General features: G+C 59.1%; 28 protein-coding genes. 19 read left to right on the plus strand and 9 right to left on the minus strand.

Features of this window, described 5'->3' with window-relative positions; genetic code table 11:
- Nucleotides 1–127: 127 nt before the first annotated feature.
- Nucleotides 128–1,138 (plus strand): DNA-binding protein, encoded by a 1,011-nt coding sequence (locus tag ABIE16_RS10745; protein ID WP_429521103.1) that lies wholly within the window; start codon nucleotides 128–130, stop codon nucleotides 1,136–1,138.
- On the opposite strand, the gene gorA is transcribed toward ABIE16_RS10745, so the two are convergent.
- Nucleotides 1,135–2,493: a glutathione-disulfide reductase gene (gene gorA, locus ABIE16_RS10750; RefSeq protein ID WP_429521104.1), complete on the minus strand. Its 1,359-nt coding sequence runs from the start codon at nucleotides 2,491–2,493 to the stop codon at nucleotides 1,135–1,137. The genes ABIE16_RS10745 and gorA overlap by 4 nt on opposite strands.
- A 130-nt stretch (nucleotides 2,494–2,623) precedes the next feature.
- The gene (galU, locus tag ABIE16_RS10755; protein ID WP_056724500.1) at nucleotides 2,624–3,463 is read right to left on the minus strand and encodes a UTP--glucose-1-phosphate uridylyltransferase GalU; all 840 of its coding nucleotides are present in this window, start codon (nucleotides 3,461–3,463) and stop codon (nucleotides 2,624–2,626) included.
- Between the two features lie 288 nt (nucleotides 3,464–3,751).
- Between galU and ABIE16_RS10760 the strand changes: the two genes are divergently transcribed.
- Together ABIE16_RS10760 and ABIE16_RS10765 are read left to right on the plus strand one after the other, a co-directional pair.
- Complete coding sequence (locus ABIE16_RS10760) at nucleotides 3,752–3,940, plus strand: hypothetical protein (protein WP_007985505.1); 189 nt, start codon at nucleotides 3,752–3,754, stop codon at nucleotides 3,938–3,940.
- Between the two features lie 143 nt (nucleotides 3,941–4,083).
- Entirely contained in the window at nucleotides 4,084–4,365 is a 282-nt protein-coding gene (locus ABIE16_RS10765) for a hypothetical protein (RefSeq protein ID WP_057714661.1), read from the plus strand.
- Nucleotides 4,366–4,376: 11 nt separating this feature from the next.
- Here ABIE16_RS10765 and ABIE16_RS10770 read toward each other — a convergent pair whose 3' ends face one another.
- Together ABIE16_RS10770 and ABIE16_RS10775 are read right to left on the minus strand one after the other, a co-directional pair.
- Complete coding sequence (locus tag ABIE16_RS10770; protein WP_008053025.1) at nucleotides 4,377–4,607, minus strand: hypothetical protein; 231 nt, start codon at nucleotides 4,605–4,607, stop codon at nucleotides 4,377–4,379.
- Between the two features lie 72 nt (nucleotides 4,608–4,679).
- A complete protein-coding gene (locus ABIE16_RS10775) occupies nucleotides 4,680–5,036 on the minus strand; it encodes a hypothetical protein (protein WP_057714660.1) in 357 nt (118 codons plus the stop codon).
- A 201-nt stretch (nucleotides 5,037–5,237) separates the two neighbouring features.
- Here ABIE16_RS10775 and ABIE16_RS10780 point away from each other — a divergent pair, with 201 nt between their 5' ends.
- The 5 genes from ABIE16_RS10780 (at nucleotide 5,238) to ada (ending at nucleotide 8,389) form a co-directional block, all read left to right on the plus strand.
- Complete coding sequence (locus ABIE16_RS10780; protein WP_007912251.1) at nucleotides 5,238–5,540, plus strand: DUF1883 domain-containing protein; 303 nt, start codon at nucleotides 5,238–5,240, stop codon at nucleotides 5,538–5,540.
- 37 nt (nucleotides 5,541–5,577) lie between these two features.
- A complete protein-coding gene (locus tag ABIE16_RS10785) occupies nucleotides 5,578–5,745 on the plus strand; it encodes a hypothetical protein (RefSeq protein ID WP_090455470.1) in 168 nt (55 codons plus the stop codon).
- A gap of 117 nt (nucleotides 5,746–5,862) precedes the next feature.
- Entirely contained in the window at nucleotides 5,863–6,567 is a 705-nt protein-coding gene (locus ABIE16_RS10790) for a 2OG-Fe(II) oxygenase (protein ID WP_340312092.1), read from the plus strand.
- Nucleotides 6,557–7,237 (plus strand): DNA oxidative demethylase AlkB, encoded by a 681-nt coding sequence (alkB, locus tag ABIE16_RS10795; protein ID WP_429521105.1) that lies wholly within the window; start codon nucleotides 6,557–6,559, stop codon nucleotides 7,235–7,237. The genes ABIE16_RS10790 and alkB overlap by 11 nt, the downstream gene beginning before the upstream one ends.
- Nucleotides 7,238–7,324: 87 nt before the next feature.
- Nucleotides 7,325–8,389 carry a bifunctional DNA-binding transcriptional regulator/O6-methylguanine-DNA methyltransferase Ada gene (ada, locus tag ABIE16_RS10800; protein WP_429521106.1) on the plus strand — a complete coding sequence of 355 codons (1,065 nt, stop codon included), beginning with the start codon at nucleotides 7,325–7,327 and terminating at the stop codon, nucleotides 8,387–8,389.
- Here ada and ABIE16_RS10805 read toward each other — a convergent pair whose 3' ends face one another.
- A complete protein-coding gene (locus ABIE16_RS10805; RefSeq protein WP_429521107.1) occupies nucleotides 8,390–9,373 on the minus strand; it encodes an MDR family oxidoreductase in 984 nt (327 codons plus the stop codon).
- A 154-nt stretch (nucleotides 9,374–9,527) separates the two neighbouring features.
- On the opposite strand from ABIE16_RS10805, the gene ABIE16_RS10810 reads away from it, so the two are divergent.
- From ABIE16_RS10810 to ABIE16_RS10845, 8 genes are all read left to right on the plus strand, one after another.
- Nucleotides 9,528–10,595 (plus strand): NAD(P)H-dependent flavin oxidoreductase, encoded by a 1,068-nt coding sequence (locus ABIE16_RS10810; protein WP_223502675.1) that lies wholly within the window; start codon nucleotides 9,528–9,530, stop codon nucleotides 10,593–10,595.
- Between the two features lie 122 nt (nucleotides 10,596–10,717).
- Entirely contained in the window at nucleotides 10,718–11,485 is a 768-nt protein-coding gene (modA, locus tag ABIE16_RS10815; protein ID WP_429521108.1) for a molybdate ABC transporter substrate-binding protein, read from the plus strand.
- On the plus strand, nucleotides 11,486–12,166 hold the full coding sequence (gene modB, locus ABIE16_RS10820) for a molybdate ABC transporter permease subunit (protein WP_090455483.1): 681 nt from the start codon (nucleotides 11,486–11,488) through the stop codon (nucleotides 12,164–12,166). It begins immediately after the preceding gene.
- 3 nt (nucleotides 12,167–12,169) lie between these two features.
- Nucleotides 12,170–13,249, plus strand: a complete 1,080-nt coding sequence (gene modC / locus ABIE16_RS10825; protein ID WP_429521109.1) for a molybdenum ABC transporter ATP-binding protein — start codon at nucleotides 12,170–12,172, stop codon at nucleotides 13,247–13,249.
- Nucleotides 13,250–13,323: 74 nt separating this feature from the next.
- Nucleotides 13,324–14,349 (plus strand): DNA topoisomerase IB, encoded by a 1,026-nt coding sequence (locus ABIE16_RS10830; protein WP_429521110.1) that lies wholly within the window; start codon nucleotides 13,324–13,326, stop codon nucleotides 14,347–14,349.
- Nucleotides 14,350–14,421: 72 nt separating this feature from the next.
- Nucleotides 14,422–14,643: a hypothetical protein gene (locus ABIE16_RS10835; protein ID WP_429521111.1), complete on the plus strand. Its 222-nt coding sequence runs from the start codon at nucleotides 14,422–14,424 to the stop codon at nucleotides 14,641–14,643.
- A gap of 130 nt (nucleotides 14,644–14,773) precedes the next feature.
- Complete coding sequence (locus ABIE16_RS10840; protein ID WP_057714650.1) at nucleotides 14,774–15,004, plus strand: hypothetical protein; 231 nt, start codon at nucleotides 14,774–14,776, stop codon at nucleotides 15,002–15,004.
- Nucleotides 15,005–15,210: 206 nt separating this feature from the next.
- Nucleotides 15,211–15,495 (plus strand): hypothetical protein, encoded by a 285-nt coding sequence (locus ABIE16_RS10845; RefSeq protein ID WP_057714648.1) that lies wholly within the window; start codon nucleotides 15,211–15,213, stop codon nucleotides 15,493–15,495.
- 25 nt (nucleotides 15,496–15,520) lie between these two features.
- Here the strand turns inward: ABIE16_RS10845 and ABIE16_RS10850 are convergent, their stop codons facing one another.
- Complete coding sequence (locus ABIE16_RS10850; protein ID WP_429521112.1) at nucleotides 15,521–16,186, minus strand: TetR/AcrR family transcriptional regulator; 666 nt, start codon at nucleotides 16,184–16,186, stop codon at nucleotides 15,521–15,523.
- A gap of 177 nt (nucleotides 16,187–16,363) precedes the next feature.
- On the opposite strand from ABIE16_RS10850, the gene ABIE16_RS10855 reads away from it, so the two are divergent.
- From ABIE16_RS10855 to ABIE16_RS10865, 3 genes are all read left to right on the plus strand, one after another.
- Nucleotides 16,364–17,206, plus strand: a complete 843-nt coding sequence (locus ABIE16_RS10855) for an NAD(P)H-binding protein (RefSeq protein ID WP_429521113.1) — start codon at nucleotides 16,364–16,366, stop codon at nucleotides 17,204–17,206.
- Nucleotides 17,207–17,299: 93 nt separating this feature from the next.
- On the plus strand, nucleotides 17,300–17,494 hold the full coding sequence (locus ABIE16_RS10860) for a hypothetical protein (RefSeq protein WP_090455493.1): 195 nt from the start codon (nucleotides 17,300–17,302) through the stop codon (nucleotides 17,492–17,494).
- Between the two features lie 427 nt (nucleotides 17,495–17,921).
- The gene (locus ABIE16_RS10865) at nucleotides 17,922–18,104 is read left to right on the plus strand and encodes a hypothetical protein (protein WP_057714641.1); all 183 of its coding nucleotides are present in this window, start codon (nucleotides 17,922–17,924) and stop codon (nucleotides 18,102–18,104) included.
- A gap of 273 nt (nucleotides 18,105–18,377) precedes the next feature.
- On the opposite strand, the gene ABIE16_RS10870 is transcribed toward ABIE16_RS10865, so the two are convergent.
- The 3 genes from ABIE16_RS10870 to ABIE16_RS10880 all read right to left on the minus strand — a co-directional run bounded on the left by ABIE16_RS10870 (nucleotide 18,378) and on the right by ABIE16_RS10880 (nucleotide 20,925).
- Nucleotides 18,378–18,983, minus strand: a complete 606-nt coding sequence (locus ABIE16_RS10870; protein WP_057714639.1) for a hypothetical protein — start codon at nucleotides 18,981–18,983, stop codon at nucleotides 18,378–18,380.
- 228 nt (nucleotides 18,984–19,211) lie between these two features.
- The gene (locus ABIE16_RS10875; RefSeq protein WP_429521114.1) at nucleotides 19,212–20,759 is read right to left on the minus strand and encodes a phospholipase D family protein; all 1,548 of its coding nucleotides are present in this window, start codon (nucleotides 20,757–20,759) and stop codon (nucleotides 19,212–19,214) included.
- A 16-nt stretch (nucleotides 20,760–20,775) separates the two neighbouring features.
- Complete coding sequence (locus tag ABIE16_RS10880) at nucleotides 20,776–20,925, minus strand: hypothetical protein (RefSeq protein ID WP_159390070.1); 150 nt, start codon at nucleotides 20,923–20,925, stop codon at nucleotides 20,776–20,778.
- Nucleotides 20,926–21,036 lie beyond the last annotated feature (111 nt).

Consider the following 21,036-nt stretch of genomic DNA (forward strand, 5'->3'; position numbering starts at 1 on the left):
CTTCGATCACACGGGGTAATACCAGTATATCCCGTGTTAATCACATTCAGCATTTAACTTTTTCTATTGAATGGTACAATGTGTATTTACGTGGTACGTACCACATCATCAAAACCCGGGAGATCTCATGGCACGCGGCGGTGTAAATAAAGCGGTGGTTCAAGCCGCTCGGTTGGCGATCCTCGCCCGCGGCGAAAACCCCAGCATCGATGCCGTACGCATCGAAATGGGCAATACCGGCTCGAAAACCACGATTCATCGCTACCTCAAGGAGCTCGATGACCAGGTCGAACCTGTCGAGGCGCCGACAGAACCGATCGACGACGAACTGATGGCGCTGGTGGCGCGGCTCGCGCAAAGACTCAAGGAGCAGGCGCAAGAGCCCATCGACCAGGCGCGCGCACAGTACGAAGAACAACGCAAGGCGCTGGAAAACCAGCTCGGCGAAGCGCAAGAGGACAACAGCGAACTGCACCAGCAATACGAGTTTCAAAGCCTGGCGCTGACTCAGGAATCCGAGGCCCTGCAAGAAACTCGAGCCATGCTGCAAACGGAGCAAACCCGCAACGCCGGGTTGAATCAGGCGCTGGCCGATTTCGAATTGCGCTTGAAAGACAAGGACGAGCAGATCCGCTCCCTTGAAGAAAAGCACCTGCACACTCGCGACGCACTGGAGCACTACCGCAATGCGGTCAAGGAACAGCGCGAACAGGAAATGAGTCGCCACGAAGGCCAGGTGCAACAGCTGCAGATGGAACTGCGTCAGGCGCAACAAAGCGCACTGGTACGCCAGGATGAAATCACCCAGTTGCACCGCGACAACGAACGCTTGCTGACTGAAAACCGCGGCACGCTGCGCGAACTGAGCCTGCTGCAAGAACAGCTCAAGCAAAGCAATACCCGTCAGGATCAGTTGCTGGAACAGGCCACCCGCGTCGACGGTGAGCGCACCCTCCTCCAGGAACGCCTGCGCGTCGCCCTACTGGAAAGCCAGGCACTCAAGCAGAACGTCGATGAGCAGTCGCAGCTCAACAGGTCACTGGAAATGGATCTGGCCAAGACCCGGACGGATCTGGAAGAACGCGTACGTCTGGCCGCGACCCTTGCGGCAGCGGCAGACGCAGCGAAGGACGCTTAACCGGCGACCGGCGTACGCATGGTGACGAACTCTTCGGCGGCCGTCGGGTGCACCCCGATGGTTTCGTCGAAGTCGCGCTTGGTGGCGCCGGCCTTCAAGGCAATCGCCAGGCCCTGGACGATTTCACCGGCTTCCGGGCCGACCATGTGGCAACCCAGGACCTTGTCGGTGTTGGCGTCCACCACCAGTTTCATCAGCGTGCGCTCCTGGCATTCGGTCAGGGTCAGCTTCATCGGCCGGAAGCGGCTTTCGAAGATCTGCACCTCGTGACCGGCTTCGCGAGCCTCTTCCTCGGTCAAACCGACAGTGCCGATGTTCGGCAGGCTGAACACCGCCGTCGGGATCATCTTGTAATCCACCGGACGATACTGCTCTGGCTTGAACAAGCGTCGCGCCACCGCCATGCCTTCAGCCAGGGCCACCGGCGTCAGCTGAACACGGCCGATCACATCGCCCAGCGCCAGGATCGACGGCTCGGCGGTTTGATACAGCTCATCGACCTCGACAAAGCCTTTCCTGTCGAGTTTCACCCCGGTGTTTTCCAGCCCCAGATTGTCCAGCATCGGACGACGACCCGTGGCGTAGAACACGCAATCGGCTTCCAGCTGGCGACCATCCTTGAGCGTGACTTTCAGGCTGCCATCGGCCAGCTTGTCGATGCGCTCGATGTCCGCATTGAACTGCAGGTCCATGCCGCGCTTGGTCAACTCTTCCTGCAAATGCTTGCGCACGGAACCATCGAAGCCGCGCAGGAACAGTTCGCCGCGATACAGCAGCGTGGTCTTGGCACCCAAGCCATGGAAGATCCCGGCGAACTCGACCGCAATGTAGCCACCGCCCACCACCAGCACCCGCTTGGGCAGCTCTTTGAGGAAGAACGCCTGGTTGGAACTGATGGCATGCTCATGCCCCGGAATCTCCGGAATCTGCGGCCAGCCGCCGGTGGCGATCAGGATATTCCTGGCGGTAAAACGCTCACCATTGATCTCGACCTGATGCGGATCGACGATCTTCGCGTGACCTTCATGCAAGGTCACTCCGCTGTTGACCAGCAGGTTGCGATAAATGCCATTGAGGCGATTGATCTCGCGGTCCTTGTTGGCGATCAACGTCGACCAATCGAACTGCGCTTCATCCAGGCCCCAGCCAAAACCGGAAGCCTGCTCGAAGTCTTCGGCGAAGTGCGCACCGTAGACCAGCAACTTTTTCGGCACGCAGCCGACGTTCACACAGGTACCGCCCAGGTAGCGGCTCTCGGCCACAGCCACTTTCGCACCGAACCCGGCGGCAAACCGCGCAGCCCGCACACCACCGGAACCGGCGCCAATCACATATAGGTCAAAATCGTAGGCCATTTTCAATCTCCTCGGCAGGTGACCAGCATACCCGCAGACATTTGTTGGGCAAGCGCTGCAGTCGATATGGGGCCTGAAAATGAAAAAGCCACCCGAAGGTGGCTTTTCAATACAGTCAGGTCGAAAGCGATCAGTACGCCTTGCCCGTCTTGTAGAAGTTCTCGAAGCAGAAGTTGGTCGCGTCGATGTAGCCTTCGGCGCCGCCGCAGTCGAAACGCTTGCCCTTGAACTTGTAGGCCATCACGCAGCCGTTCTGGGCCTGCTTCATCAGGGCGTCGGTGATCTGGATTTCGCCGCCCTTGCCTGGCTCGGTCTGTTCGATCAGGTCGAAGATGTCCGGGGTCAGGATGTAGCGGCCGATGATGGCCAGGTTCGACGGTGCGTCTTCCGGCTTTGGTTTTTCAACCATGCTGTGTACGCGGTAGATGTCGTCGCGGATCATCTCGCCGGCGATTACGCCGTACTTGTTGGTCTCGGACGGATCGACTTCCTGGATGGCCACGATCGAGCAGCGGAACTGCTTGTACAGCTTGACCATCTGGGTCAGAACGCCGTCGCCTTCGAGGTTGACGCACAGGTCGTCCGCCAGTACCACGGCGAACGGCTCATCACCGATCAGTGGACGGCCGGTGAGGATCGCGTGGCCCAGGCCTTTCATTTCGGTCTGGCGGGTGTAGGAGAACGAGCACTCGTCGAGCAGCTTGCGGATGCCGACCAGGTATTTCTCCTTGTCGGTGCCCTTGATCTGGTTTTCCAGCTCGTAGCTGATGTCGAAGTGGTCTTCCAGGGCGCGCTTGCCGCGACCGGTGACGATGGAGATTTCGGTCAAGCCGGCATCCAGTGCTTCTTCGACGCCGTACTGGATCAGTGGCTTGTTCACCACCGGCAGCATTTCTTTGGGCATGGCTTTAGTCGCTGGCAGGAAGCGAGTACCGTAACCGGCTGCTGGGAACAAGCATTTCTTGATCATATAAGTCCTTGAAAGGGCTGTGTGTACGAGTTTCGGCGCAGTCTAATCAGGCGGCGTGCACCTTACAATGCCCCGCGCTGGCTAACCGATGCCAACATAGAGAAATATTCTTGCCGATAGTTCCCTGCGGGAGTGCGCAGGTCGCTGCGCAGCCTCTTATGCATAGCAGAGACTTGCGCAAATGCACGGCTTCTAACGCCCGGAACCCATCACCATACGCCCATCGGCACCCCTTGAGTGTGTTTGGCGGTATCATGGCGCGATTGAACCAGACAACGAGGCAAGTAGATGTCGGCAGTAAAAAGCGTCAACGGATTCCTGATCAATCAGGAGAAAGACGGCCAATGGTGGGTGGCCAGTGTCGCCGGTGAAAATATCGCCGGGCCTTTCCCTTCCGAAGCCCTGGCAATCGAAGTGGCCTCGGTGCTGGAGCTTGAGCACCCGGAACCCAAGCGACGCGGCAAAGACAAGAGCTGATCGACGCCCGATGCGAAAAGCCCTGCCATGGCGCAGGGCTTTTTTATGAATACCGAAAAAGAAGTGGCCTTTGGCTATAACCTTTTGAATCCGGCGCTGTCTCAGCCTTAGCCCACCCCCCCCCCCCTGACGATGATCAAGCCATGAATAAAGTTTTGCCTTTGCTGACGGTATTGGCCCTGAGCGGCTGCGCAACGTCGGAACAAACCTACCTGGCCAACGGAGAGCAAGGTCTATCGATTGACTGCTCCGGGGAAGCCAACTCTTGGGCGGCGTGCTACGAAAAGGCCGATGCGTCCTGCGCGGGCACCGGCTACAAGATTGTCGGAACCGATGGCACCCCCTCGCTCAAGGAGAGCGAAAAGACCCTCGGCGCCGACGTCGGTAACTACAAGAGCCGCAACGTCGTGGTGATCTGCAGGTAACGCGCCACGCCCTACATATGGATTTCGGCGAATTTGATTCCAAGCCCGCGCACGGTATCGATCAGATCATCAAGGCGGCTGAAGGACTCGACTTCATCATTGTCATCCACCAGGAAATAGCTGCGCCCGGCGCTTTTCTTGAAAAACACGATCCATTCCCCCAGCTCCGCCGGATTCTGAATCACATGGGTGGCAGAGATTAAACCCTCTGCATGCCGCTCCCGGACCTGCTCTCGCTTCATGTTCGACTCCAGAAATAACGATGCCGCCAAAGCAGGGCTTTGGCGGCATCGGTGCTGATGGTCGATAGTCTATCAGCCGGAAATGCACTCGTTGGCAGCCTTCTGTACATCCTTTGGCCGCACCGGGACATTGGACATGCTCTCGTGCAGCTTGATGCTGCTGCCGCCGGAGCGTTCTTCGATGTCAAACACGGCAGATGGCCCCACGGAAAACTTGAGCGGCACGATCACGCGCAAGCCATCCTTGTGCGACTGGATCTGCAAGGCGCCTCGGCTATCGGCCAGTTTTTCGCTCAGGCATTGCGCGTATTCATGGGGCTTCTTGCCAGAAATCACGTTCATCGTCGGCAAGGACTCGTTGATGTCCGAGACGTTCGCGCAACCACTGATCGTCAATGCCATCGGCAACAACCACAAACCCCACTTCATACCAAACCTCCATTAAAGACCCTCGGACAGCGCAACTGCGATTTTTCTCCGAGACAAACTGCTTTATCGCTCATCAAATGTGAAATAAGCGTTTTTTATTGTCGAAGCGGTCGGATAATAAGGCGTTCGGGCTGATAAACTGCGCCTATCGCCCATGCTATCGTTTTGATTTTGTAGAAAAAGCCCTTCTGGAGGCGCCTCATGAAATTTATCCATCAGCGCGAGCACCTCAATGAAGACGACATCGTCGTCATTCAATGCTCCCAAATGTGCAACATCCGCTTGATGAACGACGCCAACTTCCGCAGCTTCAAGAATGGCGGTCGTCACACCTATCACGGCGGTGCATTCGACACGTTTCCAGCCCGCATCACAGCCCCGAGCACCGGTTTCTGGAACATCACGATCGACACCGTCAACCGCCGCGCTATCAGCGTGACGCGCAAACCCACCCTGACGCACTCGATCAAAATCATTCGCCGCTCCAGCACGAAACTGAGCTGATCAGCGAACCCGAAACACAAGACAGGCAGATACAACCGTGGCCCAAACGACCAAGTACGTCATCAAATACAAACTCAACGGTGAGCGCCGCTTCGAGTTTGCCCAGCTTGAAAACGGCACCCAGGAAGAAGCCAAGGCGGCGCTGGATGCCATTCATGGACAGGACGACGTCATCAGCGACATCAGCGTCAGTAAAGCGTTGTAACACGATCCGGAGCGACAATGGACGTCGGCTCCCGCTCGCAGTTCAACCGCAAGCAGCGGAGTGCCAGCTTTATTTTTGCCTTGCAGACTGACCACCTCCATCACAAGAGGCCCGGCAATGAGCGAGCAATATCTGGACAGGCTGGACTGGCCCCTGCTGGAGCAGCAACTTGATCAGGACGGCTGCGCCGTCATCCCGTCACTGCTGAGTCACAAGGCTTGCGGGCAGGTCAGCGCCTGGTACCCTCGCACCGAACTGTTTCGCTCCCACGTGGTGATGGCTCGCCACGGGTTCGGCCGAGGCGAGTACAAGTATTTCAACTACCCCTTACCGGAACTTGTGGCCCGCTTGCGCAGCGCGCTCTACCCACGACTGGTGCCCATCGCCAATCGCTGGCATGAACAGATGGGCTTGCCGGAGCGTTTTCCTGAAACCCTTCCAGCCTTCCTCGAACGTTGCCATGCCGCTGGTCAGAACCGTCCGACCCCCTTGTTGCTGCAATATGGTCCGCAGGACTACAACTGTTTGCATCAGGATCTGTACGGTGAGCACGTTTTCCCGCTGCAAGTGGCGATCCTGCTGTCAGACCCGGATCAAGACTTCACCGGCGGCGAATTTGTCCTGACTGAACAGCGCCCGCGAATGCAGTCACGCCCGATGGTCATCGATCTGAAGAAAGGCGACGGGCTGATCTTTGCGGTCAACCAGCGTCCAGTCAAAGGCACTCGCGGTTACTACCGCGTTACCCTGCGTCACGGCGTGAGTCGCCTGCACAGCGGTAAACGGCATACCCTTGGAATCATCTTTCACGATGCGTCATGAACCCATGAATCCGCAGACTTTCGATCTGTTTGCCGATGCAGAACCCGAGCAACAGCCCAGGTGCGAGCAGATCGGCGAACAGTCCTACGTGCTCAGAGGCTTCGCCCTGCCCTGGCTGGAGCGTTTGCTGCCTGCCCTGGAAGAAGTGCTGGCGGCCGCGCCGTTTCGGCAAATGGTCACACCCGGCGGTTTCACCATGTCGGTCGCCCTGAGCAGTTGTGGTCAATTCGGCTGGACCACTGACCGCAGCGGTTATCGGTACACCCGCCTCGATCCAGACACCGCAAAGCCCTGGCCAATGATGCCCGAGGTGTTTTTCCAACTGGCGCAAGCGGCGGCACAGGCAGCAGGGTTCACCGGTTTTGCGCCGGATTCCTGCCTGATCAACCGTTATATCCCCGGGGCAAAAATGTCATTGCATCAGGATAAGGACGAACATTCCTACGCCGCCCCCATAGTTTCGGTATCCCTGGGTTTGCCGGCGATGTTCCTGTTCGGCGGTTTTGCACGCAGCGACAAAAGTCAGCGCGTTCCCCTGTTCCATGGCGACATCGTGGTCTGGGGTGGCGTGGATCGCCTGCGTTATCACGGCGTGTTGCCGATCAAGGACGGCCATCATCCGAAACTGGGCGAGCAACGCATCAACTTCACCTTCCGTACCGCCGGATAAAGCCTTCGAATTTGACCGCAAGCGCCGGAGTGTGTGGCAACTTCCCCACGGTTAATGTGCAGGCAACCCCTCAATGGACGTGACGCCATGACAACCCGATCGACCAAAATCGCCACTGAAAACGATCCGCGCTGGGCCGCCGTGGTTGCGCGCGATCCCAAGGCTGACGGGCAGTTTGTCTATGCCGTGAAGACCACAGGCATCTACTGCAACCCCAGCAGCCTCGCGCGCTTGCCCAAGCCACACAATGTCGAATTCTTCGATAGCGCCGAACAGGCCCGGGCCGCGGGTTATCGTCCGAGCAAACGCGCGACGAAGGATCAGAGCGAACTCGCCGCGCAACATGCCGCCACCGTGGCCGCCGCGTGCCGCCGGATCGAAAGCGCGCAAACGCTGCCCGCCCTGGGCGAATTGGCCGAGGCGGCGGGCCTGAGCAGCTTCCATTTCCATCGCGTGTTCAAAGCCGTTACCGGCCTGACGCCCAAGGGCTACGCCGATGCCCATCGTTCACGCAAGGTACGCGAGCGACTGGCGCACGGCGGCTCGGTGACCGATGCCCTGTATGACGCCGGCTTCAACTCCAACAGCCGGTTTTATGAAGCGGCAGACCAACTGCTGGGAATGAAACCCGGGGACTACCGCGCGGCCGGTCAAAACAACGACATTCGTTTTGCCGTCGGCCAGTGTTCGCTGGGAGCGATTCTGGTGGCGCAGAGTGAGCGTGGGGTCTGTGCGATCCTGCTGGGCGATGATCCGCACCAACTGGTCTGTGATCTGCAAGACAAATTCCGCCGCGCCAACCTGATCGGTGCCGATCATGAGTTCGAGCAATTGATTGCCCGGGTCGTCGGCTTTATCGAGGCGCCGGCCATTGGCCTTGATTTGCCGCTGGACGTACGCGGCACGGCGTTTCAGGAGCGTGTCTGGCAAGCGCTGCGAGAGATTCCCGTGGGCAGCACTGCCAGCTACGCTGATGTCGCCCAACGCATCGGTCAACCAAAAGCCGTTCGCGCCGTGGCCCAGGCCTGCGGCGCGAACAGCCTGGCCGTGGCGATCCCTTGCCATCGCGTGGTGCGCAGCGATGGCAATCTGTCGGGCTATCGCTGGGGTGTCGAGCGCAAACGTCAATTACTGCAGCGCGAATCGCAGTGATCAGCGGTTCACATCCACCACCACGCGCCCGCGCAACTGCCCGGCCAGCAAGCGTGGCGCGGCTTCGATGGCTTCGCTCAAGCCGATTTCGTGACTGATCAGCGGCAACAGGTGGAAGTCCAGATCCTGGGCCAGGCGATTCCAGGCCTCCACACGCTTGGCTTTGGGCTGGGTCACGCTGTTGATGCCGGCCAGGGTCACGCCGCGCAAGATGAACGGCGCAACGGATGCTGGAAAGTCCATGCCCTGGGCCAGACCGCAGGCCGCGACGGTGCCATTGGCCTGGGTGCTGGCACACGCATTGGCCAGGGTGTGGCTGCCGACCGAGTCGATGACGGCCGCCCAGCGCTCCTTGGCCAACGGCTTGCCCGGCGCGGACAAGGTGGCGCGATCGATGATTTCGCTGGCGCCCAGTTGCTTCAGGTAGTCGTGCTCCGAGGTCCGTCCGGTGGACGCGACCACCCGGTAGCCGAGCCTGCTCAACAAGGCGATGGCAAAACTGCCGACGCCACCGTTGGCGCCAGTCACCAGAATGTCGCCCTGCCCGGGCGTCACGCCGTTGTGCTCCAGTGCCAGGATGCACAGCATGGCCGTGTAGCCCGCCGTACCGATGGCCATCGCCTGAGCCGCGGTAAACGCCTTGGGTAGCGCTATCAGCCAGTCACCGTTCAGGCGAGCCTTCTGCGCCAATCCACCCCAATGCCCTTCACCCACGCCCCAACCATTGAGCAGGACCTGGTCACCGACCTTGTAGTCCGGATGCCCGCTGACTTCGACGACACCGGCCAGGTCGATCCCCGGAACCATCGGGAATTTGCGCACCACCGGACTGCTGCCGGTAATCGCCAGGCCATCCTTGAAGTTCAGCGTGCTGTAGGCCACACGCACCGTGACATCGCCCTCAGGTAACTGATCGTCCTGGATCTCTTGCAGTGTGGCCCGGTAACCGCTGTCGTCTTTGTCGATCAAAATGCCTTTGAACATTACGGCCTCTCAATGGAATCAGTCTGTGGGTGGTGCAACTGAAATAACACATAAGCCTCACCCACTGAAATGACGACTGGCCTTGCGCCAGTCGTTGCGTTACAAATTCTGTTCTACCGCCCCTACCCGGATTCAACGTCGGAGAACACAGCACATGAACCAATGGCCAGATACCCGCATTCTTGACCTGCTCGGGATCGAACTGCCGATCATTCAGGGGCCGATGGCCGGTGCCACAAACTCTTCCATGGTGATTGCAACCTGCAATGCCGGCGGCCTGGGCTCGATGCCTGCGGCGATGCTCAGCACGGATCAACTGCGCGAAGAGCTCAAAACCATCCGCCAACACACCCGGCGCCCGATCAACGTCAACTTCTTCTGTCATCAACCTCCGGCTCCGGATGAGCAACGCGCGCAGGACTGGAAAAACCTGCTGCAACCTTACTACCAGGAACTCGGCGCCGACTTCGATGCGCCGACACCGGTGTCCAACCGGGCGCCGTTCGATAATGCGGCCTGCGAAGTGGTCGAAGCGTTTCGCCCTGAAGTGGTGAGTTTCCACTTTGGCCTGCCGGAAAAATCCCTGCTCGACCGGGTCAAGGCCACCGGAGCGAAGGTGCTGTCCTCGGCCACCACCGTCGCAGAAGCCGTGTGGCTGGAACAGCATGGTTGTGATGCAATCATTGCCATGGGCTACGAAGCCGGGGGCCATCGCGGAATGTTTCTCAGCGATGACCTGAGCAGTCAGGTGGGGACTTTCGCCCTGGTGCCCCAAGTCGTCGATGCGGTGAAGGTGCCGGTGATTGCCGCCGGCGGCATCGCTGACGCACGAGGCGTCGCCGCGGCCTTCATGCTCGGTGCTTCGGCGGTGCAGGTGGGTACGGCGTACCTGTTCACGCCAGAGGCCAAGGTCAGCCCTTCCCATCACAAAGCCTTGCGAACCGCCCGGGAAAGCGAGACGGCCGTCACCAACGTGTTCACCGGCCGCCCGGCCCGGGGCATCCTCAATCGGGTGATGCGTGAGCTGGGGCCCATGAGCGCCAAGGCCCCGGCCTTCCCCCTTGCCGGTGGCGCGCTGATGCCGTTGCGGGCCAAAGGTGAAGCGGACTTCAGCAACCTCTGGGCCGGCCAGGCATTTACCCTCGGGGTCGAATTGACCACCGAAGCACTGACTAGAAAGCTGGCTGAAGAAGGATTAGCGAGACTGCTAGGTCGTCCCTGAGCATCACTCTCATTAAAATTGTATACAATTTTGCGGTAACACATTCCGTTTAAAGGCAATTCGCTATATATTTTTGTACATAACGATTAACCTGCCGCCATTGCCTTTAACGGAGCCGTTTCATGACCATTCGTGCCTCACGTTTTACCCCGACCTGCCTGACGAGCCTTCTCGCCGTATTCGCCTTCGGCTCAGCCCAGGCGGACGAAGTCCAGGTGGCCGTCGCCGCCAACTTCACCGCCCCCATCCAGGCCATCGCCGCTGACTTCGAAAAAGACACCGGGCATAAACTGGTCGCCTCCTTTGGCGCCACCGGCCAGTTCTACACCCAGATCAAAAACGGCGCGCCGTTCGAAGTGTTCCTCTCGGCAGACGACAGCACCCCGAAAAAGCTTGAAGCCGAAGGCGACTCCGTCAAGGGTTCGCGCTTCACCTACGCCGTCGGTACGCTGGCGCTGTGGTCGGCCAAAGAAGGCTACGTCGATGCCAAGGGCGATGTGCTGAAAAAGAACGAATACCAGCACCTGTCCATCGCCAACCCCAAAGCCGCGCCTTATGGCCTGGCGGCGACCCAGGTACTGGCCAGGGAAGGTTTGACCGACAAGGTCAAGGACAAGATCGTCGAAGGCCAGAACATCAGCCAGGCCTACCAGTTCGTCTCCACCGGCAATGCCGAGTTGGGTTTTGTCGCCCTGTCGCAGATCTACAAGGACGGCAAGATCACCAGCGGTTCGGCCTGGATCGTTCCCGCCAGCCTGCACGACCCGATCAAGCAAGACGCTGTGATTCTCAACAAGGGCAAGGACAACCCGGCCGCCAAGGCACTGGTTGACTACCTCAAGGGGCCGAAAGCGGCAGCTGTCATCAAGTCCTACGGTTACGAAATCTAAATGTCGCTATCGAGTGCCGACTTTTCCGCCATCTGGCTGACCCTGAAACTGGCGTCCCTGACGACCGTCATCCTGCTGATTGTCGGCACTCCGATTGCGTTATGGCTGTCGCGCACCCGCTCCTGGTTGCGCGGTCCGGTCGGGGCGATTGTCGCCCTGCCCCTGGTGCTGCCACCGACGGTGATTGGTTTCTATCTGTTGCTGGCCCTCGGCCCTCACGGGTACCTTGGCCAGCTCACCCAATCACTGGGCCTTGGCACCCTCACGTTCAGTTTCGCGGGGCTGGTCATCGGTTCGGTGCTGTATTCGATGCCGTTTGTGGTCCAGCCGCTGCAAAACGCTTTTTCCTCGATTGGCACGCGCCCGCTCGAAGTGGCCGCGACCCTGCGAGCCAATCCCTGGGATACCTTTTTCAGCGTGACACTGCCCCTGGCCCGCCCCGGTTTCATTACCGCGGCCATTCTCGGCTTTGCCCACACCGTCGGCGAGTTCGGCGTGGTGTTGATGATCGGCGGCAACATTCCCGAGAAGACCCGCGTGGTCTCGGTGCAGATCTACGATCACGTCGAAGCCATGGAGTATGCCCAGGCCCATTGGCTGGCCGGGGCAATGCTGGTGTTCTCGTTTGTCGTCCTGCTGGCGCTGTATTCCAGTCGTAAAACCAAAGCGGGCTGGAGCTGATCGATGATTCAAATGCGTCTGAAACTACGTTATTCGGGCTTCGCCCTGGACGTCGATCTGCAGGTGCCTGGCCGTGGCGTCACTGCGCTTTACGGCCACTCCGGCTCTGGCAAGACCACTTGCCTGCGCTGCATTGCCGGCCTGGAACGGGCCGATCAAGGCTTTGTCCAGGTCAACGATGAAATCTGGCAAGACAGCGACAACCGGATCTTCGTCGCGCCGCACAAGCGCGCGCTGGGCTACGTGTTCCAGGAAGCCAGCCTGTTTCCTCATCTGTCGGTGCTGGCCAACCTGGCATTCGGCCTCAAGCGCATCCCCAAGCCGCAGCGTCGGGTCGACATGGCCCACGCCACCGAGTTGCTGGGCATCAGCCATTTGCTGGACCGGCACCCGCAGCACCTTTCAGGCGGTGAGCGACAGCGCGTCGGCATCGCCCGCGCCTTGCTCACCAGCCCGAGACTGTTGTTGATGGACGAACCTCTGGCGGCGCTGGATGCCCAACGCAAAGGTGAAATCCTGCCCTACTTGCAACGCCTGCACGACGAACTCGACATCCCGGTGCTGTACGTCAGCCACTCCCAGGATGAAGTCGCGCGGCTGGCCGACCATATCGTGTTGCTCAGCAACGGCAGGGCACTGGCCAGCGGCCCGATCGGCCAGACCCTGGCACGCCTCGACTTGCCGCTGGCAATGGGGGATGACGCTGGTGTGGTGATCGAAGGTCGCGTCAGCGCTTATGACGCCGACTATCAATTGCTGAGCCTGCAATTGCCCGACACTACCCTCAACATCCGTGTGCCTCATACGCCACTGGATGCGGGCCAGGCACTGCGCTGCAAGGTCCAGGCGCGGGATGTGAGCCTGAGCCTGGACAATACCGGGCAAAGCAGCATTCTCAATCGCCTGCCGGTCACTGTGGTCAGCGAAATGAGCGCCGACAACGCCGCCCACGTGCTGATTCGCCTGGACGCCGCCGGCGCGCCATTGCTTGCGCGGATCACGCGTTATTCCCGTGATCAACTGAACATCCATCCCGGCCAGCCACTGTGGGCACAAATCAAAGCGGTCGCGGTGCTGGCGTAAATCCGAAGGCACGACTGCACCGGGGCGAGGTCAATGGCTGTAACGCCCCTAACTCCTTGCCCAGGATGCTTGTCATGTCCGATGGACTGCCACCTGACCTGCATTATGTCGATGACACCCAGCCGGGCATCACCCGCAGGAAACTGCGCGGAAAATTCGCCTATTTCGACCCGGCCGGTCAGCGCATCACCGACCCCGACGCAATCGAACGCCTCAACACCCTCGCGGTGCCGCCCGCCTATACCAAGGTGTGGATTTGCGCCGATCCACGCGGTCATCTGCAGGCCACCGGCCACGACGCCCGAGGTCGCAAGCAATACCGTTATCACCCCCGCTGGCGGGAGGTGCGTGACGCCGACAAGTACTTGCGCCTGCGTGAGTTCGGGCTGGCCTTGCCGAAACTTCGCAAACGACTGCAAGCCGTATTGGCGACTCCGGGATTCAGTCGCGACAAAGTCATGGCCACGGTCATTACCCTGCTCGACTCGACGCTGATCCGCATCGGCAACAGCCAATATGCCCGGGACAACCGCTCCTACGGCCTGACGACCTTGCGCAGCCGCCATGTAGAGATCAACGGCAGTGCCATCCTGTTCCAGTTCCGCGGCAAAAGTGGCGTCGAACACCAGATCACTGTGAAAGACCGCCGACTGGCCCGGATCATCAAGCGCTGCCAGGAAATACCCGGGCAGAACCTGTTTCAGTATCTGGATGAAAACGGTGACCGGCACACCGTCACTTCATCCGACATCAACAGCTATTTGCAAACGCTCAGCGGCACCGATTTCACCGCCAAGGACTACCGCACCTGGGCTGGCAGCGTTCTGGCTCTGGCGATACTGCGCAAGCGGCATTGGGAGCCTGAAACAGACGCCAGGCGGCACCTGGTGGAGATGGTCAAGGACGTTGCCAGGCAGCTGGGCAACACCCCGGCGGTGTGCCGCAAGTGCTATATCCACCCGGCGGTGCTGGATGGCTTCCCTCTGGGCGCTTTGGCGCAACTGCCCAGGCCGAGAGCGCGCAAGGGACTCTCGGCCGAGGAAGTCGGGCTGGCGAACTTTCTGCAGAGAACGCTTACAGCATCCGAATCGACGAATTGACCTGCCTATTTTTTGCACGATCACCAATGGCTTCTATAGTTGAACTGAACACGTATCCGCTGCGGAGACGCCATGGAAGACATTTTCGTCGTGAAACGCTGCAACAAGATCATCATCCATGGTCGCCGTGCGGGTGAAAATGACCACCTGCCACCGGATGCCGCGGTCTGGTACCGCATCGCCGATACCCGCACCCAAGGCTTCATCGGAGATGGCTACGATAGTGAAGAAGACGCTGTGCGTGTTTGCCGTCAGTTGAACGCTCAATCACAAGTGACAGCCCGACAAAGTTGACGGCTCGTCAGCATTTTTTAACGGGTCTATACTGAGATAGTTGAAGGATCAGTAACCCTTTCGGCAGAAAGCTCGCCCCAGGCGGGCTTTTTGCTGCCACACCCAGGTTTCTTGAACGGAGGTGCCTCCCATGTCCGAAAAAGAGTCCATCACCACGCTGCTCACCTTGCTGGACTCCCGTCAGGCTCGCCTGGCCGCCGCCTGCAAGGAAATCGCCGACTGGGTCGATCATCAAGGCGGACACCCCACCGCCCTCAGAATTCGTGATCGCCTGAACGACATTGAGAAGGACACGCCGCTGATCCGGCACACGCTGTCGTCTCTCAAGCCTGTCGACCGGCCTCTGCCCCGGTTCAGATGATCCGTCACGAATTCGCGGTGCGGGAAAAGGCCCTATTCGGGCAGCATGATCGGTGACCGTACGTCTCCACACCGTTGGCTGCCTGCTGGATTTCCATCCCTTCTCACAACCCGGCCTGGAACCGGGATTTTTTGTTGCGCAAAACCAATCGAACGTCCCCGCTCACGTGGAGTCAACCGCTCACACGTCACGAAGGAGACGTTCCAATGGTCACTCATTTCAAAGTCAGCGGGCACCTGGCCTGCGGTCACCACGGCAACAACCTCGTATCGACCCGCGAACTCAACCGGGTGAAATGCCGAAGCTGCCGAAACACCGACGCCTACAAAGAAGCCCGCAAGGCTGAGCGCAACGCTGCCCGCCGCGCAGCACGCAAAGCCAAAGCCGTGCACACCGCCAATGACTGGCGTTCAGCCTGGACCGAGCGGCTGACCGCGATGGCCGGCCTGCAACGACTGCCCCGTGGCTTTGGCGGCCAACCCTTCGTTTAGGGAGCATGAAGTCGCCGTCAGGTTTTTACGGCAAGACGATGTCCCTGCGCGCGGGCTCCATGATCTCGCGCAGGGACATGCGCTTGAACGCCTCGACCAGTGCTCGCCCCTCAACGGGTGCACAAGTGACCGCCAACCGCATGGTCGCCTCGCCCAGGTGCCAGATCAAAAACGCGGACTCCTCGACCTGTTGCTCGTCGCAGTCGGGATACACGCGTAGCATCGCCTGGGCCAGCAGGGCTCCGGCAACCCGGCTCTCCTCCAGTTCCAGCTGCAACAACTGCTTGTCGGCCTGCATACCGGACCAGATGTCACGCATCACCGGTGTCGTCATCACGATCTCGTAATACAGATCGAGCAACTGCGAATAGGCGGCGCGCAAACCATGGGCATCCTCGACAGCCTCCATTGCCTCGGCAATGCAACGACGGCTTTCAGCGTTATAGCGCTCAGCCAGCGTACGGATCACGGAACTCTTGTCAGGGAAATACTGATAAAGAGAACCGATCGAGATCTCGGAGCGCTCGGCGATTTCACTCATCTTGAGTTGATCGCTGCCCTTGTCCGCGATCAATTGAGTGGCCATGGCCAGAATCCGCTCCTGACGATCGCGGCTGCGTTGTTGCGTGGGTTTGCGTCGAACCGCTTCTGCAGCAGGCTGTTCGAGGGTTTCAGAGGTTTTTTTGCGCACGAGTGAGTTCCCGATCAAAAACGTGACATGTACTCACCTTAGCATCGCCATTCCCTACGCCCAACAACAGATGCCGCACGTCGGGGAATTCGATCTGATGGGTTGACGGCGAAACATGAGCATCTATCATCTTTTAAACATGAGCATCACTCACATTAATCGATGGAGATGAACGCGATGAAAACGGCCCAACCCATCACGCTGATCCTCGGCGCCACCGGCAAAACCGGACGGCGCATCACACAACGGCTCGAGGCTGCCGGCTTGCCCGTTCGCCGGGGTGCGCGCGATGCCAATCCACCCTTCGACTGGGAAGATCGATCGACCTGGGACGCCGTGATCGATGGCGTTCATTGCGTCTACATTTCCTTTCAACCGGACCTCGCCGTTCCAGGTGCCGTTGAAACCATCCAGGCGTTCACCGACCTGGCGGTGAAAAGCGGCGTCCGCAAACTGGTCTTGTTATCCGGGCGCGGCGAAGTTGAAGCGCAACAGGCCGAACGCGTCGTACAGGACAGCGGGATTGACTGGACGATTCTGCGGGCCAGTTGGTTCTGCCAGAATTTCAGCGAGGCACACTTTCTTGAACCCATTGTGCAAGGTGAGCTTGCACTCCCCGTCGGCCAGGTCGCCGAGCCCTTTGTCGATGCAGAAGACATCGCCGAGTGTGCCGTCGCGGCACTGACCCAACCCGGACACACCAACCAGCTCTATGAACTGACCGGCCCTCGGGCGTTGACCTTTGCCCAGGCCGTGACCGAGATTGCTTGCGCCACCGGTCGCAAGATCGAATTCGTGGCCGTACCTCGGGACGCCTATCGACAGGCAATGGAACAGGAACAGCTTCCCCCGGCGTTGATCGACCTGGTGTTGTATCTCTTCACGACTGTGCTGGACGGGCGCAACACACCCGTGGCCGATGGTGTACAGCGGGCGCTGGGCCGGCCGGCGCGCGACTTTGGCGACTACGTACGGCGCACTGCCGCTACGGGCATCTGGGGCAATGGCCGTCCGACGTAAAGCAGTGGCGGGAACAGGCTTCGTCGACTAGGGTTTTTTGGCGTATCGAAGTGCGGCGCCTTTATTGGCAGGAGCCTGATCAAGGAGGAACCCATGTCACTCAATCGTAGTGCTGAACAAACCTACCGCCAGTGGTCGACCCCGATCCTGTTGGAACTCAAGGAGCGAGAACATCAGATGAACCCGTCAGACCGCCAGGCCCTGGAAAACGTACTGCTGGAAAGAAGGCTGATCGATACCGGCAACCCGGCCGGCAGCGATCGCCGCAAGGCAGACCCGACGTCCTGAAAAGCATCAGGCAATCACGATCAAGATAGAAATAATGGAATAGAAAAAAACAAGGGCTTGCATCCGCTTTCGCTTGCAAGCCCTTGGTTTAGAGAATGCCCAATCGAACGCAAATACGGTTCCAACGTCTGAATCCCCCCCGCCGCCGTAAATCCATTTTTGATAATTATTAATTTCCAAACACTCCCCTCTATCGGCTTTAAATGTGCCAGGAGGAGGGTTAGCCATGGCAGGGCCCGCAGGTGACGTTTTTGACGAAAGCTTCGACTGCCATCAAAACCGCATTTGCAGAGGCTGACTTTCCTGAGCAGATTTACTGTTTTGTCCTGCGTCGTCACCCAGGCCACGCAGACAAACATTCACACACCGCACTTCGGTTTTCCCCGGTTCGAGACCAGGCTAAACCACCACATGGAGGGATTCCAGGATGCTGATAAAAATCGAGAAAGCGAGCAAACCGGAAGGCTGGAATGTATGGATGAACGCGTGGTGCGTTGAGTTTCGCAGCTACGCAGAGGCCTTGGCGTTCGTGATCAGATTGGAAGGCCGGATCAATGCACCTCACCCCTTGCCTATCAGCACCGCCAGACTTCTTTTGGAACAGGCTTGACCTCGCGACGCCATCACCGATGAGGCTATCCACGACGTCATATCCGTATTTATTAATCTGTCTTTGATAATTATTGATTTCGCTCGCCCCTCTCCCTCGACTTTAAATATGCGTCGAGGGGGCGTTGGCCAAGGTGAGGTTTACAGGTGACACCTTTAACGGACGCTTCGAATACAGCCAGTCTGCTTTCGAGGAGGCCGACCTTCCTCACCATGTGTAATACTTTTCCCCGCATCTTCCCCCAGGAGATGCGGGGTTTTTTTCGTAAATGCGTTAAAACCACCCGCTACGATCATCTTCCAACTCTTGGCGACACACTTTAAGTTGAGCGTTGTAAATCTCTGACTGCTTTTGCACTTTCTGGGCAACCTGCATCAGCCAAGGTTTACTGCGATAGGTATTGCGGCTAAAGCCCCCACGCCCCTCGTGATAGGCCAGGTACTGATTGTAGGTGTCCCATTTGGAGATTCCGAGCTGACGTTGGGTGCCAGTGGTGTACCAACCGATAAACATGATCGCGTCGTCAAAACTGTCACGCGAACCACCGTTGCCCGTATTGTCCTTGTACTCACCCCACACCGGGTCTTGAGCCTGCGCATAACCGTAGGCCGAACTGACTCGCCCCCAGGGGATCACCCAGAGCAGGTAGTCACGAGGCGGCAATGCGTCCGCCACGTAACTGCTTTCCTGCTTCATGATCGCCATGGCCACATGCAGAGGCGTCCCATATTCACTCTGCATTTGCAGCGAGTCCTCATACCAGTCGGGATACTCACGGTAAATACTGCAGAGATTGCCTTGGTCTTTTGGCGGTGTAGTCGTGCACCCCGTTAAAAACAGCATCAACAAAGCCAACAGCAGAACCTGTCCTTGTTTCATTCATTACCCTCAAAAATAAGGGCATAAGGTACCCTCCGTTTACTGCAAGGCGCCTGAGTCAGGCAGGTGCAGGCAAAAACGTCAGAAGACATCCAGCTTGATCGCGTCACCCTTATCGAGAGGCTTCTTTGTAAGTCCCTATTGCACGGCGGCCTGACGCAAGCCCTGCGCTCTGATTGAATGCTCACACGCGGGCGTGAGGCCAGTGGGTGTACTCCGGGTTTCGATCTAGAGCATTTTCTCCAGGCCGATCTTGTCGCTGAGCCAGGCCTTGAAGCTGCGCCACCTGCCGCCGGGCTCCTTGCGCAAGGTATGCAGGCGGTCGTCGTCCTCGGTGAGCCAGACAATTTCGCCGTTTTCCAGTCGGGCCTGGTAACTCCGGGCCGGCGCCATGCCCTCAAGCGCCAGCTGGCGTACGTAGCCGGCCAGTTCGGGACTATCGACCAGCACCCCGACTTCAGTGTTCCAGAACACTGAACGCGGGTCGAAATTGTACGAGCCGACGAACACTTTCTGTCTGTCCAGGATCATGGCCTTGGTGTGCAGGCTGGAGTCAGAGCCACCACTGAAACCAAACGAGGAGCTACGACCGGGATCGTCCGGCTGGCGCCGCAGCTCATAGAGTTTCACGCCATGTTCGAGCAGAGTCTTGCGATACGGTGCATAGCCGCCATGCACCGCCGGCACATCGGTGGCCTCCAGTGAGTTGGTCAGCAGGCGCACATCAACGCCGGCATCGGCACGACCCAGGAGATAGTCCATGCCCGGCTTTTGCGGGACGAAATAGGCCGAGATCATGATCAGCTCGCTATTGACGCTATCGAGTTCAGGCCGCAGCTGTGTGGCCATCAATAGCGCGCGTGCCGGTTCGCCGCTGGCCAGGACCTTGCTTGGAGCGTCCCACATCGCCTTGCTATGGGCCCAGATCAGCTGCTTGCGCCAGGTCTCGAGTTGCGGTTGAGTCTGGTAGGTCATGAGATGGTTGTACAACGCCTTGCTCTCGATACGTGAGGTCTGGAGCGATTGCTCCAGGCGTTGGCGGCTTTCGAGCAAGTCTTGCGCTGTTGGCTTATTGAGCTGGAAGTCACTGATCGACTGGCTCAAGGCGCTGTTCCAGTACTGATCGAAGCTGTGCCCCAATTGCTCGGCGACCGGGCCGATGCCCAGCAGGTCCATGTCGGTGAAGTTGAGATCGGGCCTGGCGTCGAAATATTCATCCCCCAGGTTGCGTCCGCCGACGATGGCTGCGCTGTTGTCGGCCAGCCACAGTTTGTTGTGCATGCGTCGGTGTTGTTGGGAAAGATCAAGCAGGCGGCCCATGGTTCGAGTGACCACGGTGCTGCGCCCCAGATGCAAAGGGTTGAAGACGCGGATATGGATGTTCGGGTGTACCGCCAGGGTAGCGATGACTTCTTCCTGGCCGTCGCTGGCAGTGTCATCGAGCAAGATGCGTACCCGTACGCCGCGATCTGCTGCCAGCAGCATTTCATGCACCAGCGCCCGAGTGCTGAAACCGTTATGCACGATGTAGTACTGCAAATCGACGGCTTTCTGTGCATTGCGGATCAACTCCGCGCGCGTCCGGAATGCTTCACTGCTGTTGGGCAGCAAGCGAAAACCCGAGCGCCCCTCATGCGCGGCGGCCTGAGCCTGGATCGAGCGCCCGAACGCCGAATCGCTGGCGGGTATCGCCTCGCTGAATTCGTGAGGCAAGCGCGTGGTGGCGCAGCCGACGAGCAGCAGCGCGAACAGCATGGCGCAGAGAAACCGGGACATGGGCAAGGACTGCTCCTCAACCACAACGGGTGTAGTTTTTGAACTCAACATCCAGCCAGTACTGGCTGCCGAGCACATGCAGCCCTCGATAATCCGCACGACTTGTTCCAGTAAAGCCCGTTTCAAGCAGTGTGTCGAAATATTCCAGCAGCTGCGCCCAGAGCATGAAACCGCCCTGGGCCGGGTGCAGGCCCGCCCTCCGCTATAGCGCCTGGCTGGGTCGAGCAGTTTGGGTCAGCCGGTGTCGCTAACAACGTACGCGGTGCCCTGGAAGCCA

It is taken from the genome of Pseudomonas sp. 2725 (assembly GCF_050434585.1).
Taxonomy (GTDB): domain Bacteria; phylum Pseudomonadota; class Gammaproteobacteria; order Pseudomonadales; family Pseudomonadaceae; genus Aquipseudomonas; species Aquipseudomonas jessenii.

What these genes read in the sequence shown, in the direction of transcription:
- ABIE16_RS10745 (WP_429521103.1), top strand. Translation starts at nt 128, where the DNA reads ATGGCACGCGGCGGTGTAAATAAAGCGGTGGTTCAAGCCGCTCGGTTG.
- gorA (WP_429521104.1), bottom strand. Translation starts at nt 2,493, where the DNA reads ATGGCCTACGATTTTGACCTATATGTGATTGGCGCCGGTTCCGGTGGT.
- galU (WP_056724500.1), bottom strand. Translation starts at nt 3,463, where the DNA reads ATGATCAAGAAATGCTTGTTCCCAGCAGCCGGTTACGGTACTCGCTTC.
- ABIE16_RS10760 (WP_007985505.1), top strand. Translation starts at nt 3,752, where the DNA reads ATGTCGGCAGTAAAAAGCGTCAACGGATTCCTGATCAATCAGGAGAAA.
- ABIE16_RS10765 (WP_057714661.1), top strand. Translation starts at nt 4,084, where the DNA reads ATGAATAAAGTTTTGCCTTTGCTGACGGTATTGGCCCTGAGCGGCTGC.
- ABIE16_RS10770 (WP_008053025.1), bottom strand. Translation starts at nt 4,607, where the DNA reads ATGAAGCGAGAGCAGGTCCGGGAGCGGCATGCAGAGGGTTTAATCTCT.
- ABIE16_RS10775 (WP_057714660.1), bottom strand. Translation starts at nt 5,036, where the DNA reads ATGAAGTGGGGTTTGTGGTTGTTGCCGATGGCATTGACGATCAGTGGT.
- ABIE16_RS10780 (WP_007912251.1), top strand. Translation starts at nt 5,238, where the DNA reads ATGAAATTTATCCATCAGCGCGAGCACCTCAATGAAGACGACATCGTC.
- ABIE16_RS10790 (WP_340312092.1), top strand. Translation starts at nt 5,863, where the DNA reads ATGAGCGAGCAATATCTGGACAGGCTGGACTGGCCCCTGCTGGAGCAG.
- alkB (WP_429521105.1), top strand. Translation starts at nt 6,557, where the DNA reads ATGCGTCATGAACCCATGAATCCGCAGACTTTCGATCTGTTTGCCGAT.
- ada (WP_429521106.1), top strand. Translation starts at nt 7,325, where the DNA reads ATGACAACCCGATCGACCAAAATCGCCACTGAAAACGATCCGCGCTGG.
- ABIE16_RS10805 (WP_429521107.1), bottom strand. Translation starts at nt 9,373, where the DNA reads ATGTTCAAAGGCATTTTGATCGACAAAGACGACAGCGGTTACCGGGCC.
- ABIE16_RS10810 (WP_223502675.1), top strand. Translation starts at nt 9,528, where the DNA reads ATGAACCAATGGCCAGATACCCGCATTCTTGACCTGCTCGGGATCGAA.
- modA (WP_429521108.1), top strand. Translation starts at nt 10,718, where the DNA reads ATGACCATTCGTGCCTCACGTTTTACCCCGACCTGCCTGACGAGCCTT.
- modB (WP_090455483.1), top strand. Translation starts at nt 11,486, where the DNA reads ATGTCGCTATCGAGTGCCGACTTTTCCGCCATCTGGCTGACCCTGAAA.
- modC (WP_429521109.1), top strand. Translation starts at nt 12,170, where the DNA reads ATGATTCAAATGCGTCTGAAACTACGTTATTCGGGCTTCGCCCTGGAC.
- ABIE16_RS10830 (WP_429521110.1), top strand. Translation starts at nt 13,324, where the DNA reads ATGTCCGATGGACTGCCACCTGACCTGCATTATGTCGATGACACCCAG.
- ABIE16_RS10835 (WP_429521111.1), top strand. Translation starts at nt 14,422, where the DNA reads ATGGAAGACATTTTCGTCGTGAAACGCTGCAACAAGATCATCATCCAT.
- ABIE16_RS10840 (WP_057714650.1), top strand. Translation starts at nt 14,774, where the DNA reads ATGTCCGAAAAAGAGTCCATCACCACGCTGCTCACCTTGCTGGACTCC.
- ABIE16_RS10845 (WP_057714648.1), top strand. Translation starts at nt 15,211, where the DNA reads ATGGTCACTCATTTCAAAGTCAGCGGGCACCTGGCCTGCGGTCACCAC.
- ABIE16_RS10855 (WP_429521113.1), top strand. Translation starts at nt 16,364, where the DNA reads ATGAAAACGGCCCAACCCATCACGCTGATCCTCGGCGCCACCGGCAAA.
- ABIE16_RS10860 (WP_090455493.1), top strand. Translation starts at nt 17,300, where the DNA reads ATGTCACTCAATCGTAGTGCTGAACAAACCTACCGCCAGTGGTCGACC.
- ABIE16_RS10865 (WP_057714641.1), top strand. Translation starts at nt 17,922, where the DNA reads ATGCTGATAAAAATCGAGAAAGCGAGCAAACCGGAAGGCTGGAATGTA.
- ABIE16_RS10870 (WP_057714639.1), bottom strand. Translation starts at nt 18,983, where the DNA reads ATGAAACAAGGACAGGTTCTGCTGTTGGCTTTGTTGATGCTGTTTTTA.
- ABIE16_RS10875 (WP_429521114.1), bottom strand. Translation starts at nt 20,759, where the DNA reads ATGTCCCGGTTTCTCTGCGCCATGCTGTTCGCGCTGCTGCTCGTCGGC.
- ABIE16_RS10880 (WP_159390070.1), bottom strand. Translation starts at nt 20,925, where the DNA reads ATGCTCTGGGCGCAGCTGCTGGAATATTTCGACACACTGCTTGAAACG.